Annotated in this window: 14 protein-coding genes and 1 tRNA gene; 9 read left to right on the top strand and 6 right to left on the bottom strand. The window is 64.8% G+C overall.

Features of this window, described 5'->3' with window-relative positions; all coding sequences use genetic code 11:
- Nucleotides 1–7: 7 nt before the first annotated feature.
- Complete coding sequence (locus tag V7R84_RS06810; protein WP_338573387.1) at nt 8–1474, bottom strand: uracil-xanthine permease family protein; 1467 nt, start codon at nt 1472–1474, stop codon at nt 8–10.
- 205 nt (nt 1475–1679) lie between these two features.
- Here V7R84_RS06810 and V7R84_RS06805 point away from each other — a divergent pair, with 205 nt between their 5' ends.
- Nucleotides 1680–2783, top strand: coding sequence for an FAD-dependent oxidoreductase (locus tag V7R84_RS06805; protein WP_338573385.1), 1104 nt, complete (start codon nt 1680–1682; stop codon nt 2781–2783).
- Between the two features lie 113 nt (nt 2784–2896).
- Nucleotides 2897–4324, top strand: coding sequence for a DHA2 family efflux MFS transporter permease subunit (locus V7R84_RS06800; RefSeq protein ID WP_338573383.1), 1428 nt, complete (start codon nt 2897–2899; stop codon nt 4322–4324).
- Between the two features lie 29 nt (nt 4325–4353).
- On the opposite strand, the gene V7R84_RS06795 is transcribed toward V7R84_RS06800, so the two are convergent.
- On the bottom strand, nt 4354–6066 hold the full coding sequence (locus V7R84_RS06795) for a dolichyl-phosphate-mannose--protein mannosyltransferase (RefSeq protein WP_338573382.1): 1713 nt from the start codon (nt 6064–6066) through the stop codon (nt 4354–4356).
- A gap of 88 nt (nt 6067–6154) precedes the next feature.
- On the opposite strand from V7R84_RS06795, the gene rsmI reads away from it, so the two are divergent.
- Genes rsmI through V7R84_RS06770 form a run of 5 tightly spaced genes read left to right on the top strand, consistent with a single transcriptional unit; the run spans nt 6155 to nt 10110 of the window.
- Nucleotides 6155–7003 (top strand): 16S rRNA (cytidine(1402)-2'-O)-methyltransferase, encoded by an 849-nt coding sequence (rsmI, locus tag V7R84_RS06790; protein WP_338573379.1) that lies wholly within the window; start codon nt 6155–6157, stop codon nt 7001–7003.
- On the top strand, nt 7000–7863 hold the full coding sequence (locus V7R84_RS06785; protein ID WP_338573376.1) for a TatD family hydrolase: 864 nt from the start codon (nt 7000–7002) through the stop codon (nt 7861–7863). The genes rsmI and V7R84_RS06785 overlap by 4 nt, the downstream gene beginning before the upstream one ends.
- A complete protein-coding gene (rsmA, locus tag V7R84_RS06780; protein WP_338573375.1) occupies nt 7856–8713 on the top strand; it encodes a 16S rRNA (adenine(1518)-N(6)/adenine(1519)-N(6))-dimethyltransferase RsmA in 858 nt (285 codons plus the stop codon). Before V7R84_RS06785 ends, rsmA begins: the two co-directional genes overlap by 8 nt.
- A gap of 4 nt (nt 8714–8717) precedes the next feature.
- On the top strand, nt 8718–9617 hold the full coding sequence (locus V7R84_RS06775; RefSeq protein ID WP_338573374.1) for a 4-(cytidine 5'-diphospho)-2-C-methyl-D-erythritol kinase: 900 nt from the start codon (nt 8718–8720) through the stop codon (nt 9615–9617).
- Nucleotides 9618–9627: 10 nt separating this feature from the next.
- The gene (locus tag V7R84_RS06770) at nt 9628–10110 is read left to right on the top strand and encodes a MarR family winged helix-turn-helix transcriptional regulator (RefSeq protein WP_338573371.1); all 483 of its coding nucleotides are present in this window, start codon (nt 9628–9630) and stop codon (nt 10108–10110) included.
- On the opposite strand, the gene V7R84_RS06765 is transcribed toward V7R84_RS06770, so the two are convergent.
- From V7R84_RS06765 to V7R84_RS06755, 3 genes are all read right to left on the bottom strand, one after another.
- The gene (locus tag V7R84_RS06765; RefSeq protein ID WP_338573369.1) at nt 10111–11229 is read right to left on the bottom strand and encodes a neutral zinc metallopeptidase; all 1119 of its coding nucleotides are present in this window, start codon (nt 11227–11229) and stop codon (nt 10111–10113) included.
- A gap of 206 nt (nt 11230–11435) precedes the next feature.
- Nucleotides 11436–12053 (bottom strand): TetR/AcrR family transcriptional regulator, encoded by a 618-nt coding sequence (locus V7R84_RS06760; protein ID WP_338573850.1) that lies wholly within the window; start codon nt 12051–12053, stop codon nt 11436–11438.
- 108 nt (nt 12054–12161) lie between these two features.
- A complete protein-coding gene (locus V7R84_RS06755) occupies nt 12162–12725 on the bottom strand; it encodes a DNA-3-methyladenine glycosylase I (RefSeq protein WP_338573367.1) in 564 nt (187 codons plus the stop codon).
- Nucleotides 12726–12873: 148 nt separating this feature from the next.
- On the opposite strand from V7R84_RS06755, the gene V7R84_RS06750 reads away from it, so the two are divergent.
- Nucleotides 12874–12952, top strand: a tRNA-Gln gene (locus V7R84_RS06750).
- Between the two features lie 20 nt (nt 12953–12972).
- Here the strand turns inward: V7R84_RS06750 and V7R84_RS06745 are convergent.
- The gene (locus tag V7R84_RS06745; protein WP_338573366.1) at nt 12973–14019 is read right to left on the bottom strand and encodes a hypothetical protein; all 1047 of its coding nucleotides are present in this window, start codon (nt 14017–14019) and stop codon (nt 12973–12975) included.
- A gap of 146 nt (nt 14020–14165) precedes the next feature.
- Between V7R84_RS06745 and glmU the strand changes: the two genes are divergently transcribed.
- On the top strand, nt 14166–15647 hold the full coding sequence (gene glmU / locus V7R84_RS06740) for a bifunctional UDP-N-acetylglucosamine diphosphorylase/glucosamine-1-phosphate N-acetyltransferase GlmU (RefSeq protein ID WP_338573365.1): 1482 nt from the start codon (nt 14166–14168) through the stop codon (nt 15645–15647).
- The last annotated feature ends 9 nt before the right edge of the window (nt 15648–15656 follow it).

Below are 15656 nucleotides of genomic sequence, written 5' to 3'. Positions count from 1 at the left end.
ACGAATGCTATCGCCGGTCAGTATGACGATTTTTCGCGGATGCAACATCGGGTGTATCGCCGGAGTAGATCCCCGGAGCGTCATAGATCAGCGACGCCCCGTCGGCAGCCTCCCGGAGTTCGCTCGGGGCAATGGCGTGGGCGATGTGGTAGACGGCCACAGTCACAATGGTGCCGAGCGCGATACCACCCAGGGTGAAGCCTTCGGTGATCGGCAGTTTCACGTCGCCGATGCCGATGATGATGCCAGCTGCCGCCGGGATCAGGTTGATGGGATTGCCGAAATCGACGTGGTTCTCCTTCCAGATCTTCGCTCCCAGCAGGCCGATCATGCCGTACAGCACCACGCAGATTCCGCCCAGCACCGCGCCGGGGGTGGCGGAGATCACGGCTCCGAACTTCGGGGACAGCCCGAAACAGATCGCCACCAGAGAAGCGACCACGTAGGCAGCCGTCGAGTAGACGCGAGTTGCGGCCATCACGCCGATGTTCTCCGCATAGGTGGTGGTGGGCCCTGCACCCACGAGGGTCGCGAGCATCGAACCGCCACCGTCAGCGGCGACGGCGCGACCCATCATCGGGTCCAGGTTCTCGCCCGTCATTTCCGCCACGGCCTTCACATGGCCCGCGTTCTCGGCGATCAGCGCGATCACCACCGGCAGGGCGATGATGATGGCTCCCAAGGAGAACTGCGGAAGATGGAAACCGACGATATTGCCCGTGCCACCGAAACGCCAGGTGGCAAGGTCCGTGACGGGTGGCAGGCCGAACCAGTTGGCGGCTTCGACCGCGGACCAGTCGACGCGCATTTTCTCGGTGACCGTGCCGTCGGAGGCGACGCTGCGCATTGGTCCAAAGGCCAGGTCGAAGATCCAGCTCAGGACGTAGCCGATCACCAGCGACAGGAAGATGGCGATGCGCCCGAGGAAACCGCGCAGCCCCACGCTGAGCGCGATCACGATGAGCATAACGATGAACGCCAGCCACGGATCCTGCGGCCAGTAGGTGTTCGCGACCACCGGGGCCAGGTTGAAGCCGATCAGCATCACGACCGCACCGGTCACCGCGGGCGGCAGTGTCTTGTGGATCACCCGGGCGCCCGCGAAGTGGATGATCAGACCCACCATGAACAAGGTCAACCCGACCACGAAGAGCGCACCTGAGAGGGTCGCCGGGTTGCCGCCCGCCGAGTAGATCGCGGTCGCCACACCCACGAAGGAGGCCGACGACCCGAGATAGCTGGGCACGCGGTGTTTCACGACAAACAGGAAGATCAGCGTCGCGATGCCGCTCATCATCACCGCGAGCTGCGGATTGAGCCCCATCAACAGTGGGAACACGAACGTGGCGCCGAACATCGCGACGACGTGCTGGGCGCCGAGCCCGATCGTGCGTCCCCAACCGAGCCGTTCGGTCGGGGCCACCACCGCCCCGGGAACGAGGATTCCGTTGTTGTGCAGCTTCCAGCCGAACATGGCCCAGTCCTTTCGTCGCGGGAATGGTACTGCCCTTGCGGGAGTGGGGAACAGATGACGCCACCATTCATGAAAACTCGGAGGGTTTTCTCGGAAGCTTGGGTGAGCAGTTCCTCATGAGTCTCAGCGAGTGGGTCATGTCGAAACCAGGATGATCGCAGACGGGGATCCGAGAAAGAACCTGGAGCCCGGATAGGGTTGGGTCATGGTGTTGGACGTGGTTGTGATCGGGGCCAGCGTGGCGGGGCTGACCGCGGCCCGACGCCTGGCCACAGAGGGGTTTTCCGTGGCGGTCCTCGATCCGAACGGGGAGTACGTGACCGCTGCCATCGGGCACGGGGTAGCGGCCTGCGCACATGCCAGCACCGTGGCGAACATGGCCGGCGCCTACGGTGACGAGGCGGCGCGGGAACACGTCCGACGTAATGTGGCGGGGCTGGAGGAGATCCGGGGAGTTGCGGCTGCGGGAGCGGTGGAACTGGTCGAGACGAAGCTGCACGACCATTCCCTGGGCGTCGCCTTGGACCGGGAACTGGGACGGGTGGTGGAGTTGGTCCGCGGGGGCGGAGCCGAACTCTCGTTGCTGAAAGCCGGGGCGAGTGCTCGGGCGGCGGCAGGTCTGTGCTCCTCCGCATTGCTGATTGATCCCGCTGAGTACGCCACTGCCTTGGAGGAGCAGGCCGGATCCGCAGGGACCGAGATCCTCCATGATGTCACCGTCACCCGCATCAAACGTCTCGACGGGGCAACCCAGGTGGCCTTCCGGCGAAACCTGGCGTGGTCGCGTGACCTGGAAGTCCTCACCGCACATGCCGTCATCGACACGCTGGCGGTGAGCCCGTGGGGGGCGGTGGCGGGAGCGGGGCAACCGCAGTACGTGCCGACCCTGCGGCTGCGGGGTGTTGAGACGCCCAAGGAGGTGACGCTGCTGGCCGGCCCACCCACCTGGCTGATCCGGCCCATCGATGACGAAGTGTTGCTGCTCGGCCCGAAATGCACCCGCAACCAGGTGACGGATGCCGCGACGGCACTCGTGAACTGGGCCGCGACCGAGCTCGGGGCCCGCGACATGACCCCGGGACAGCTCATCATCGACCCCAGCGACCACGGACGCCCCGTCGCCGGGGCCTCCGCGATACCGGGCGGTTTCTACACTCGCGGTAACGGTCGTGGCGAGCTGATGAACGGCACCGCGTCGGGCTGCTACCTGGCGGCCCTGTTGCTGGGGGTCGATGCCGCCCGCGGTGTCGCGTTGCCGTGGGCCTCGAAGCTGCGGGCCGGTGCGGGCCGGTTGCTGCATCGCCGTTGAGAACATCGAATTGCCTCGCTGCGACACCTCGACCGGTATGTGGCTGGTCACCGGGCGATGTCATCTGCTCCCGATAGTGTCCTCAGCGGAATCGAAGCGACCCGAGGAGCCCCATGAGCCACCCTGCATCCGACGAGCAGCCTTTGGCCTGGCGTTCGCTGTGGGCGATGGTGGTGGGATTCTTCATGATCCTCGTTGACAGCACCATCGTCACTGTCGCCACCCCGACGATCATGCGGGAGCTGGGTGCGAATATCACCTCCGTGGTGTGGGTGACGAGCGCCTATCTGCTGGCCTACGCGGTGCCGCTGTTGATCACCGGGCGCCTCGGTGACCGGTTCGGGCCGAAACGGGTGTACCTGATCGGATTGGTGGTCTTCACCCTCGCATCCCTGGGATGCGGCCTGACCACCACCGTCGAACTGCTCATCGCCGCTCGGGTGGTGCAGGGGCTGGGGGCGGCGTTGATGACCCCGCAGACCATGACCGTCATCACTCGTGTCTTCCCACCTCACCAGCGCGGGATGGCTATGGCCGTGTGGGGTGCCACAGCGGGGCTGGCGATGCTCATCGGTCCGATGCTGGGTGGTTTGTTGATCGGGGTGCTCGGTTGGGAATGGATCTTCTTCATCAACATCCCCATCGGAGTGGCAGGCTACGTCGCGGCGAAGCGGCTCGTCCCCGACCTGGAGCAGCACGCTCACCGTTTCGACTGGCTTGGGGTGGTGCTCTCCGGCATCGGGTTGTTCTGCGTCGTCTTCGGTTTGCAGGAGGCCAGCACCCACAACTGGGGGGTGATCGTGGGTCCCGTCTCCGTTGGCTCGCTGCTGGTGGTCGGGGCGTGTTTCCTCGTGGCCTTCGTGGTGTGGCAGTGGTTCAACCCCAACGAACCACTGATGCCCTTGAAACTGTTCGGGGACCGCAACTTCTCCGTCGCGAACCTCGCCATCGCCCTGGTCGGGGTGACCAGCGTCGCCACCCCGTACCCACTGATGATCTGGGCCCAGCAGGCACGCGGCCTGAGCCCACTGCTCGCCGCCCTGGTGAACGCGCCCGCCGCCGTGGTCACGCTGATCGTGGCGAAATGGAGTGGGCAACTGGTCAACCGGGTGCACCCCCGCTATCTGACCATGACCGGAGGCCTGGTGTGGGCCTCCTCGCTGCTGGCGGCTGGGCATTTCCTCGACACGACGACGCCGGTGTGGGTGCCGATTGTCCTGTTGACCTTCACCGGTGTGGCCAGCAGCCTCGTGTTCGGGCCGTTGTCCACAGCGGCGACGGCGAACCTGCCCGCGACCCGCGCAGGCGCTGGGTCTGGGGTCTACAACGCCACCCGGCAGGTGGGTTCAGTGCTGGGCAGTGCTCTCGTCGCAACCGTGATGGGTACTCTGCTGGCGGCAACGAAGACCAACGACAACCAGACCCCAGACGGCACCGCTTCGGCCATGTCGGGGACGTTGTTGTTGCCCACCGTGTCGATTTTTGCGGTGGCCGTCATAGCCTGTTTCCTCGAACGCCCGAAGCACCAGCGACGGAACTGACCTTGAAGCCGCTCGCACCGCCTTGATCGTCAGATCCAGGTGCCGAACCACATGCGTGACAGCCACTCGGGGCGGGTCAGCAGGCCGTCGGTAAGGATCGGGTAGATGAACGTGAAATGCAGGATCACCACACCGACCGCCAGACCCACCAACATGGCGCGGATCCTGCGTTTCGGGTGATGTGCCGGGCCGAGGATCTTTCCCAGCGCCATCGCCAGCCCTGTCGCGTAGAAGGGCAGCAGCACGATGGCGTAGAAGAAGAACAACGGGCGAGCCGCGAACTGGAACCACGGCAACCACACCGCCAGCACACCCAGGACGGGAACGGCGAACCGCCAGTCGCGGCGCCCTAGCCACCACCAGATGCCTGCGATCAGTGCGGCGCAGGCCATCCACCACAGCACCGGGGTGCCAAGGCCGGAGATCACCCGAAGACAGGTGGTGCCAACGGCCTCGCACCCCTGATCGCCCGGCTTGATGTCGTTCTGTGCGTCGATGCCGATCGGTCGAACCATCACCAACCAGCCTAAGGGGTGGGCTTCGTAGGGGTGCTCCGCGTTGACCATCATGCCGTCGCCCGTGTGGAACGAGAAAGCGGAGACGTGATAGTTCCACAATGCTCCGAGGTCGGCTCCTATCAGCTTCACGACGGGATCGTCCGGGTGTTTGGTTCCCCAGTCACGCAGGTAACCACCCGAGGTGGTCAACCAGCCCGTCCACGATGCGATGTAGACGGGGATCGCCAACACCACTATCGACAGGAAGGCCAAGGGGGCGTCCCAGAACAGCGATCTCCACAGGCCTAGGATGTGAGCGTAGAGGATCAGACCCCCGACGGCACCGACCAGCAGGGCACTCTGCACATAGCCAATGCGGGAGCCGACGATGATCGTGGCGCAGAGCATGAAAACCGACGCCACGCTCCAGGTGAGCCAGGTGATCTTGCGTCGCCTCCCCGCCCCGGCGAGTCTGCGGGCCCCGATGTCCCAGGCCACGGTCAGGATCCCGAATACCGCCACCATGTAGACGGAGTTCCATTTCACCGCGCAGGCCGCGCCGAACATCACCCCGGCGACGAGCCGCCAAGGCCGGAACAAGACCAGCGGCCCGTAGTCGCCGTCGAGAGAATTCAGGTTGTTTCTGCGCAGGTAACCAGCCAGCCGCAGCCGGAACCAGTCACGATCCGCGACCAGCGCGGTGATGGCGGCCAGCACGAAGACGGCCTGGAAGATGTCCAGCAGCGCGATCCGGCTCATGGTGAAGGCCAGGCCATCGAAGGTGACCAACAGCCCGGCGATGCCCCCGACCAACGTGGAGCGCGACAGGCGGCGCGCCAACCGCACCGTCAGCAACACCAGCAGCGCTCCGAAGACACAGGCCGAGATCCGCCACCCGAAGGGTGTCATCCCGAAGAAATGCTCCCCGATCGCGATCAACCATTTGCCCAGCGGCGGATGCACCACATAGGCCGGGTTCTCGGTGAAGCCGCTCAGATCGCCGGCGGCGATTTTGGCGTCCGTGCTGAACTGCTTGTTGTCCAGCCACTGTCTCTCGTACCCGGAATGCAGCAGCCCCCAGGCGTCCTTCGCGTAGTAGGTCTCGTCGAAGACGATCTTCCCTGGGAATTCGAGGTTTCGAACGCGTATCAGGAAGGCGAAGACCGCGAGTCCCGCTGCCAGCAGCCAACCGGCCAGTCGATCTTGGAGCTGGCCGTCCTCAAGCGCCTCGATAGTCCTCACCACGCGCACAGTCTAGGGGAGGGGAGCGACACCGAATCGCGGCCTCTGGTGCTGCTGTCTGTGCTGGCCTGAAACCTTTAGGCTGACCGGTATGGACCCCACGCGAGGAAGACTGGTGCTGGCGGCCACCCCCATTGGTTCTCACACCCACGCCAGCCCGGCGCTGCGGGAGGCCCTGGTGGCCGCCGACGTGATAGCCGCCGAGGACACCCGACGCCTGGCCACCCTGCTGCGTCGCATTGACGTGACCACCACTGCCAAGGTGCTGTCCTACTTCGAGGGTAACGAGGCTGCGCGTACCGCCGAACTGGCCGGGGCAGTGGCCGAAGGGCAGGACGTGGTGCTGGTCACCGACGCGGGCATGCCGTCGGTCAGCGATCCCGGATACCGCCTCGTGACGGCCTGTATTGAGCGTCATCTGCCAGTCACAGCGGTTCCCGGACCATCGGCGGTGCTGACAGCGTTGGCGGTCTCCGGTCTGCCCTGCGACCGGTTCTGTTTCGAGGGTTTCCTGCCCCGCAAGGCAGGGGAGCGGCGCGGTCGGTTGGCGGGGTTGGCTGCCGAGGAACGCACCATGATTTTCTTCGAGGCTCCGCACCGGCTTCATGAATGGCTGCTCGACGCTGCCGATGCGTTCGGCGCGAACCGGTTAGCCGTGGTCTGCCGGGAACTGACGAAACCCCACGAGGAGATCGTCAGGGACGACCTGGCCGGGCTGGCTGGCTGGGCTGCCGGCGGGGTGCGAGGTGAGGTTACTGTCGTCGTCGCAGGGGCAGAACCCCGCCAGGCCGGGACGGACGATGCCCTTGAACTGGTGGCCTCCCGGATCGCAGATGGTGAGAAACTCTCCCGGGCCGTGCGTGCCGTCGCCGACCTGCTCGGGGTCCCGCGCAAGGAACTCTACGAGGCCGCGCTGGCGGCCAGGAAGAAGGAACAATGACCCTTCCGGAGCATCTGCCCGCTGCGCCTGACATGCTTCCCGCGCATGTCATCGACAACCACACCCATCTGGGATCCACCACCGAGTACTCCGGTCTCGGTGTCGAGGATTCGCTCACAGCCGCAGGCCTGGTCGGGGTGGCAGGGGTGGTCGACGTCGGATGCGACCTGCCGTCCTCACGTGCCGCGGCGCAGCTGGCAGCAACCGACCCCAGGGTCCGGGCCGCCGTCGCCATCCACCCCAACGACGCCGCCCGGCTCTTTCAGCGCGACGGCCTGGCGGCCCTCGACGCCGAGCTGGCGGAGCTGCCCGCTCTGGCCCCACTGCCCGGGGTGGTGGCGGTCGGTGAAACCGGCCTGGATTATTACCGCACCCGCGAGACGCAGGCCCAACAGGTGCAGGCCCACAGCTTCCGGTTCCACATCGCACTGGCCCGGGAGAAAAACCTCACCCTTGTCATCCACGACCGCGACGCCCATGCGGACGTCCTGAAGGTCCTTGACTCCATGGATCTTCCCGAGCGGGTCGTGATGCACTGCTTTTCCGGGGACGCGGACTTCGCCCGCGAATGCGTGGATCGTGGTTTCTGGTTGTCCTATCCAGGGGTGGTGACCTTCGGATCAGCCGGGTCGCTGCGGGATGCGGCGAAGGTGACGCCCCTGGAACGCATCCTCGTCGAGACTGACGCCCCCTACCTCACGCCGAAACCGCAGCGCGGCAAACCCAATGCGCCCTATCTGCTGCCCCACACCGTCGCTTTCCTGGCCGACCTGCTCGGCATTGATCTGGCAGATTTCTGCCGCCAGGTGACGGTCAACACCGAAGCCGCCTACGCGACCCGCTGGGGCGGCGATGCCTGATACCGGCCTGCTCGATCCTGCCTCAGTACGACGCATCGCCGCCGACCTGGAGCTCCGCCCCACCAAACAGCGCGGCCAGAACTTCGTCATCGACGCCAATACGGTGCGGCGTATCGTCTCGCTGTCCGGGATCGGTCCCGACGACGTGGTGCTGGAGATCGGCCCCGGGCTCGGCTCGCTGACCCTCGGTCTGCTGGAGGTGGCGAGCGAGGTGAGCGTCATCGAGATCGACGAACGCCTCGCGGGAAGGCTGGGGACAACCGTCACGCAACGACTGGGCCGGGACGCGACGGCACGCCTGAACGTTGTGACCGCCGACGCCATGGCCGTCACGGAACTTCCGGGTCGGTCGCCGACCGCGGTGGTCGCGAACCTGCCCTACAACATCTCGGTGCCGGTGTTGATGCATCTGCTGGAGAGTTTCCCGTCGTGGAGGCGGGGCCTAGTGATGGTGCAGCTGGAGGTCGCCGACCGGCTCGCGGCGCAACCCGGCTCGAAGGTCTACGGGGCACCCAGCGCGAAGCTGGCGTGGTGGGCCTCGGCGAAGCGGGTCGGCACTGTGCCGCCGAAGGTGTTCTGGCCCGTGCCGAACGTCGATTCGGGGTTGGTGAGGTTGGAACGCCGTGACCCACCCGCGACCACCGCCACCCGGGAACGGACCTTCGCCGTGATCGACGCGGCCTTCGCATCGCGCCGAAAAATGCTGCGGGCGGCACTGTCGGGGATATTTGGATCCTCGGCGGTGGCCTCTGAGGCCATCGAATCGGCAGGAATCGATCCGCAGGCCAGGGGCGAGGCTCTGGACGTCACGGACTTTGCCGCCATCGCGAGCAAGCAACAGGTAGGTTGAGGCCGTGAAGGAAGTGCGGGTGCGGGTGCCGGCCAAGGTGAACCTGACGCTGAACGTCGGAGCCACCGACAACGAGGGCTATCACACTCTGGGAACCCTGTTCCAGGCGGTGTCGCTGTTCGACGATCTGGTGGCGCGACCCGCCGAGGCTGGAGTGTTCCGGGTGAATTTCCGAGGCGAGGGCGCCTCTGGTCTGCCTGTTGACGACACGAATCTCGTGGTCCGCGCGGCCCGGCTGCTGGCCAAGACCTGTGGGATGGGAAACCTCGGGGTGGAGATCCGGGTCCACAAACGCATCCCTGTTGCGGGAGGTATGGCCGGGGGATCGGCTGATGCCGCTGCCACCCTGGTCGCCTGCAACCAGCTGTGGGGGGCGGGCCTGGATACGGAGCAGCTCCACGCTGTCGCGGCCCGGCTCGGTGCCGATGTCCCCTTTCTGCTGCACGGCGGCACCGCCGTTGGCACCGGGCGGGGGGAGAAGCTGAGGTCCGTGCCGGCACGGGGCAGCTTCCACTGGGTGCTGGCACTGAGCCATCATGGTCTGTCCACCCCGGCGGTGTTCCGGGAGTTCGACCGCATCAGTGCGCCCCAGCCCACCGACATCGATTCCGGTCTGCTGGAGGCCCTGGCCGATGGTGATGCTCGCCGTGTAGGCGCGCTGCTCAGAAACGACCTGCAGCGGGCGGCTTTCAACCTCCAGCCCGAGCTGGTCGACGTCCTGGCAATGGGACGTGAGGCGGGTGCGACCGGCGCCCTGGTGAGCGGTTCCGGCCCCACCATCGCCTTCCTGGGCGGCACCAAGGCCGTCGCTGATGCGATCTCCGACCGGCTGGTGCTGTCTTCCCGGGTTCGTGCCGTGCGTCGCGCCCACGGGCCGGTGCCGGGCGCACGGATCGTGAACTGAAGGAGCACAGATGGACGAGGTCGACGAGGTGATGGCTGCGTGGCATCGGGAGCGCCCCGACCTCGCCACCTCCCCCATGGCGGTGTGGTCGCGGATCCACCGGCTGGCGGCCCTCCTGAACAGGGAACGCAAACGCTGTTTCGCCGAACACGGACTGGAGGTCTGGGAGTTCGACGTCCTGGCGGCCCTGCGGCGCTCCGGACGGCCCTACCGGTTGTCACCCGGCCAGTTGCTGCAGCAGACCCACGTCACATCCGGGACCATGACCAACCGGGTAGACCGGCTTCGCGCCCGGGGCCTGGTCACCCGCCATGCCGACCCGAGCGACGGTCGAGCCGCCCTCATCGAGCTTACCGCCGAAGGCCGCCGGGCCGTCGACGAGGCCCTCGGGGCCCTGGTCGAACTGGAGGAGTCCCTGTTGGTCGGATGGGATCCGCATGAACGCGACTCTCTCGCGGCGATGCTTCGCCGTCTGCTGCTTGCCTCCGGGTGATTACCTGACCTTCTCCGAGCCCACCACCCACGTGTTGCAGCCACCGATGCTCTCGGAGTGGAAGCCTCGCATGCCCCAGTACAGCAGTGACTCAGGGGCGCCGTGGATGCCGTCGTCGATGAAGCTCTGCAGGCTCTCGCGAACCTCTTCGTAGTTTGTCTGGGTCAGTGGGAAGGAGTCGTCGCTGCGCAGCATCCCTGTTGCATAGCATTCGGCCTGTATCTCTATGCGGCGCTCCGTCTCGTTGCCGCTGGGAAGCTGATTCCGGACTGTCTGCACTTTGCTGAGGCTCTGGATGTGATGTCCGTACTCGTGGAAGACCATGAGTTTGATCCATATCTCGCTTGCGGCGGTGCTGTCTTTCAGCAGTTTGGCGCCGAAGTACAGGCTGCCGCCATTGGCGGAACAGTACATGGCAGGAGCCTGCATACTTCCACACGGCGAGTGTGCCGTGTCGCCTTCGAAGTAGTAAACAGGCACCGAATGGGTGGAATACCCGAGTCGTTCGAACACCGGCTTCCAAGCTTTCTCTACGCACTTAATTTCTGCCTCCACCTGCTTGCCCATCTCGGCCATGGAATCGGCGTGGGATGCTGTGGGGCAGCCGGTCAGATCGGGCCAGCTGAGGTTGTAGATCGGGGCCTGCTGAACTGTTTTCCAGGCTGAGTCGTTGGAGTCCGGGGTGGGGAGAGGCTCGAGTTTCTCGTTCGGGACCTGCCCTGCTCGCCGGGGTTTGGGCTCAGGAGTCAGGGTGGGTGTGGGCGTAGGTGCTGGTGCCTGGGTCTGTCGGGACGACGGTGGTGGTGAAGACTTCTGCGTCCTTCTGGAAGTCGTGGTTGGCTCAGAGGTGGCTGATGAGTTGCTGCCGGGACGGGTGGCGGTCTCGTGCGGCACTGTCACCGTGGGTTCCTGGGAGCGGAGGGTGCCTGCGAGCAACGCCAGAAAGGACACCAGCACGACCGCACCGAGCACGATGCCGAGCGCCAGCGGTACATTGCTGCCACCCCCGCGGCCTGGAGGCCGAGGAGCGTACTGGTGCTGAGGAGCGTATTGGAAGCCGAAACTCTGTGAGGCCTGGGGACGAGGTCCTTGGGGATTCCAGTAGGGATTCGTGGACATAGGAGCCCAGCCCCGTCCGGGGTCTTGCTGAGCCCCCCAGGTAGGTTGCGGGTCCGCTTTCCACTGCCCACCCGGGCCAGAAACGCTCATCGTCTTTCTGTTCCTTCAGTCCGTTACGACAACTGTCAACAAAATGTTTGCATCTTCCGGGATCATCCATTACAGCTAGGAACCGCAGCGGCAGTCTGCCAGGTGCCTCGGCTGGTTCATCGCAGTCTGTCCTTGAACTCGACGAGAAGTTTCGGCGTGGACTTCAGGTTGGCCATCCCGTTCCAGGCCAGGTTGATAAGGTGCCGGGCCACCACCAGCCGTTCCGGCTCGCGATTGTCCAGCCACTGTTGGCCGGTCATTGCGACCAGCCCCACCAGGGCCTGGGCATACAGGTGCGCGTATCGCGGGTCGTGACCCAGACGGGCGAACTCGTCCCCCAGGATCTCCTCCACCTGGGTGGCGATCTCGCTGAGGATGGAGGCGAAGGAGCCGGTTGGATTCGTCAGTGATGAATCACGCGAGAGGATGCGGAAACCGTCCGGGCAGCGGTCGATGTAGTCGAGGAGGGCCAGGGTGCCGCGTTCCAAGGTTTCCCGGGGTCCCGCTCCGGGCTTGTTGAGGGCGGCTCGGATCTCCGCGTGCAGTGCGGTGGTCTCTTGCTCGACAACCGCCTGATAGGCGCCATCCTTGCCGCCGAAATGCTCGTAGACCACAGGCTTCGACACCCCGGCCCGGGCAGCGATCTCCTCCACAGAGGTGCCTTCGAAACCTCGTTCCGCGAACACCTCCCGGGAGATGGCGAGCAACTGCGCACGTCGCTCCGCTGAACTCAGGCGCAGTCGTGAACGACGGGCGCGTGTACTGGCGGGCGTTGGCATGGTTCCAGTCTCCCGCAATCAAGCGGCGATGCCCAAACAAGAAACCTTCCGGGCACCTGGTGTTCATGCTCCCGTCTTGCGTGTCCAGCACGATGCGAGATGGTCATTGACCAACCCGATGGCTTGCATGGTGGAATACAGCGTCACTGGTCCGACGAAACGAAACCCCAGGTTCTTCAACCGGTGGCTGAGGGCCTCGCTTTCTGGGGTCTGGACGGGTATCTCGTCGCGGCGTTCAGGTGGAGTCAATGCGGGGGAAGGGACGTGCTCGGCGAAGATGTCCGCCAGACGCCCACCCGCGACGTGCAGGGCGACCAGGGCCCTGGCGTTTGCCACGGCTGCTCGAATTTTCCGCTCGTTGCGGATGATCCCGGAATCAGCCATCAGCCGAGTGACATCCTCTTCGCCAAAACTCGCCACAGTTTCCGGGTCGAAACCGACGAAGGCAGTCCGAAACGCTTCACGTTTGCGCAGGACAGTGATCCATTTCAGCCCCGACTGGAAGCCTTCCAATATGAGGCGTTCGAGCAGTAACGCTTCCTTCGGGTCATCGGGCAGAGGACGCCCCCACTCGGTGTCATGGTAGTGCTCATACAGGGGATCCCCTGTCCCAAAACAACGCTCCATGTGTCCTCCTCTGATCGCTCCCTCACCGACAATCATGGGCGCATCGGTGCCGGATCCTCCGGCAACGCAACGCCGCCCCGAGATTGTGGAAAACCCAAAGACCGGTTCTTTCCGTTAGACTTGCGAACCGGCCCGGGTTCCGGGCCATTCCCCGGTTGGTCTTCCGGCAGGGCCCGCCTGACTTTGAATCAGGATTAGCGAAGTAGGTTCGACTCCTACCCGGGGAGCCCGAGGAGCCTGGACACGATCACGTAGGCCAGGAAGATGGCGAACCCGATGAAGGTTGAGATGCCCACCCGCGTCGTAGCCGTGTGCCCTGCGGCGCGACCTGAACAGGGGTTCCTGGCCCGTAGCTGGCGTTTCCGGCAGCTCCAATCAGCGCACGTGAATCGCTGTAGCGGTTGACGACTGGGGCGAGCGAACCCAGCACGCCGTTTGCGATGGTCTCCAGCAGGCGCCAGGTGGCTGGGTTGGTCAAGTCCTGCTGGGATTGTGTGTAGCAGAACAGCCAGGTGTCGATCATCTCAATGTCGTAGACAATGGGAGTTCTCAGCAGGGCATCCATGACGTGGGGTGGCAGCAGTTGGAAGGCGTCGCGTCCGTAGCCCTCGGGGGCGTAGAGCTGGTAGTGGCTGTCGAAGGGCTCACCCAGGCTGATGCGTTGTGAAGACGCGAAGGTTTCTGGCAGGTTTGTTCCCCACGCACCGTTGTTCGCCCTGGCGTCGAGTAGTAGGTGCGGGACGGGATGCGGCAGCCGGAACGCAGCGAAATGCCAGTGATGGGTGACTCTGTTTTGTCCTCCGCCGGTGGTGTACTCGTAGCCGCCAACGTCGGCCAGCACACCAACCGGGGAGAACAAATGAAGAGTCGAGGCCCGGGACTTCCCTTCGTTGAAAAGCACCCCGGGATACTGGGGATTCGCTGAATGGATCCCGAACCGCATCCCGTTGGCGTCGGCGAAACGTGCCAACAAGCTCCAGCGAAGCTGCCGTCGCCGATGCGATCTGATCGTCATGAACAGGGCTGCGGCGCAGATTGCGGCGATGCCCAGGGCCAGCAGAATTAATGGCCACAGGAACTGTGGTGGATCTCCAGATGGTGTCATTGCCCTGATGAGCGGCACGGCAATCGCGAGTAGTTGTACACAAACGAACACGACCACCCCGATGGCTATCACCACGTAAAAGTTGGGTGTCGAGGTGCCGAACTCGCCTCGTGTGCGGCGCTGTTTCAGCGCGTGGAATTCTTGCGGGGTGAGCGGCGCAACCAGGGGATCCGTGTTGAATCTCACCATAAACGTCATGGTATCGACGCAGGGGATCAGCGGACCTGCCCGTTTCGGGGCCGTGCCGATGAACAGTGGGCCGGCAGGCCCTGCGACTGGTAGTTTCGTATCGTGAATCCGGGGAGGCCCCGGCGAACCGTGGGAAGGAAACCGTCTTGACCATCCCTGACAGCGATCTGGCTCCCGTCGCAGCGGTCATCGTCCTGGCCGCCGGCGGCGGCACACGAATGAAGTCGCGTCACTCCAAACTGCTCCACGAGGTGTGTGGCAAATCGATGCTCAGCTACGCCGTCTCGGCGGCCGAGGCTCTCAACCCGCACCACCTTGTGGTCGTGGTGGGGCACCAGCGCGTTGAGGTCTTGGAGCACCTGGAGTCGCTGAGCCAGAACGTGAGTACGGCGGTCCAGGAACAGCAGCTGGGAACCGGACATGCGGTCTCGTGTGGACTGGAGCGGTTGCCGAACCTCGAGGGGGAGGTGGTCGTCACCTATGGAGACGTGCCCCTGCTCACGGGCAAGACCTTGCGCCGGCTCGTCTCCATTCATCGCGCGGAAAGCAACGCCGTCACGGTGCTGACCGCAGAGGTGGAGGACCCGTCGGGTTATGGGCGAATCGTTCGCACAGGCGGAAAGGTCACCGGAATCGTCGAGCATCGGGATGCCTCCGACGAGCAGCTTCTGATTCGCGAAATCAACTCCGGCATCTACGTCTTTGACGCCGCGGTTCTGCGTGACGGCCTGGCGCAGTTGAACACCGACAACGCCCAGGGCGAGCAGTACCTCACCGACATCCTCCGCTACGCCCACGATCTCGATCGTCCCGTCGGTGCGCTGATCACCGACGACGTGTGGCAGACCGAGGGCGTCAACGACCGCGTCCAGCTGGCCAGGATGGGTCAGGAACTCAACCGCCGCATCCTGGAACGCTGGATGCGGGAGGGCGTGACCATCGTCGATCCGCGCAACACGTGGGTCGACGTTGACGTCGACCTCAGCCAGGATGTCACCCTCATGCCCGGGGTGATCCTTCAGGGCGCGACCACCATCGCATCCGGGGCGGTCATCGGCCCGGACACCACCCTCCAGGACGTCGAGGTGGGGGAGAACGCCACCGTGGTCCGTTCTCACGGGTCCTTCGCGATCATCGGCGACGGGGCCACTGTGGGGCCTTTCTCCTACCTGCGTCCCGGGACTCAGCTCGGTGCCGGCGGGAAGATCGGCGCCTTCGTCGAGACCAAGAACGCGGTTGTTGGGGAAGGATCGAAGATTCCGCACCTCAGCTATGTCGGTGATGCGGTCATTGGCGATGGGGTCAACATCGGGGCGGGCACGATCTTTGCAAATTATGACGGTGTCAACAAATCCGCCACCCACGTCGGGAACTCGGCTTTCATCGGGTCGAATTCCGTGCTGGTGGCGCCTGTTGACATCTCTGACGGGGCCTTCGTGGCCGCCGGGTCGGCGGTCACCGATGACGTTCCCGCAGGAGGGCTCGCCGTGGCCAGGGGTCGGCAGCGCAATGTCGATGACTGGGTGGCCACACGCCGCCCCGGGTCAAAGGCTGCACGGGCCGCGGCCGAAAGTGACGGCAATGTCCATCCCGCAGTCATCGAGTCGAGGGCAAAGAAAAAGGAATGAAACGACTCC

Source organism: Arachnia propionica (assembly GCF_037055325.1).
GTDB lineage: Bacteria > Actinomycetota > Actinomycetes > Propionibacteriales > Propionibacteriaceae > Arachnia.
The sequence above is the reverse complement of the archived record's forward strand: the minus strand, read 5'-3'. Positions and strand labels throughout refer to the sequence as shown.

Bases quoted from the DNA above. Each gene is read 5' to 3' on its own strand.
- V7R84_RS06810 (WP_338573387.1), bottom strand. From the start codon at position 1,474: ATGTTCGGCTGGAAGCTGCACAACAACGGAATCCTCGTTCCCGGGGCG.
- V7R84_RS06805 (WP_338573385.1), top strand. From the start codon at position 1,680: ATGGTGTTGGACGTGGTTGTGATCGGGGCCAGCGTGGCGGGGCTGACC.
- V7R84_RS06800 (WP_338573383.1), top strand. From the start codon at position 2,897: ATGAGCCACCCTGCATCCGACGAGCAGCCTTTGGCCTGGCGTTCGCTG.
- rsmI (WP_338573379.1), top strand. From the start codon at position 6,155: ATGGACCCCACGCGAGGAAGACTGGTGCTGGCGGCCACCCCCATTGGT.
- V7R84_RS06785 (WP_338573376.1), top strand. From the start codon at position 7,000: ATGACCCTTCCGGAGCATCTGCCCGCTGCGCCTGACATGCTTCCCGCG.
- rsmA (WP_338573375.1), top strand. From the start codon at position 7,856: ATGCCTGATACCGGCCTGCTCGATCCTGCCTCAGTACGACGCATCGCC.
- V7R84_RS06770 (WP_338573371.1), top strand. From the start codon at position 9,628: ATGGACGAGGTCGACGAGGTGATGGCTGCGTGGCATCGGGAGCGCCCC.
- V7R84_RS06765 (WP_338573369.1), bottom strand. From the start codon at position 11,229: ATGTCCACGAATCCCTACTGGAATCCCCAAGGACCTCGTCCCCAGGCC.
- V7R84_RS06755 (WP_338573367.1), bottom strand. From the start codon at position 12,725: ATGGAGCGTTGTTTTGGGACAGGGGATCCCCTGTATGAGCACTACCAT.
- V7R84_RS06745 (WP_338573366.1), bottom strand. From the start codon at position 14,019: ATGGTGAGATTCAACACGGATCCCCTGGTTGCGCCGCTCACCCCGCAA.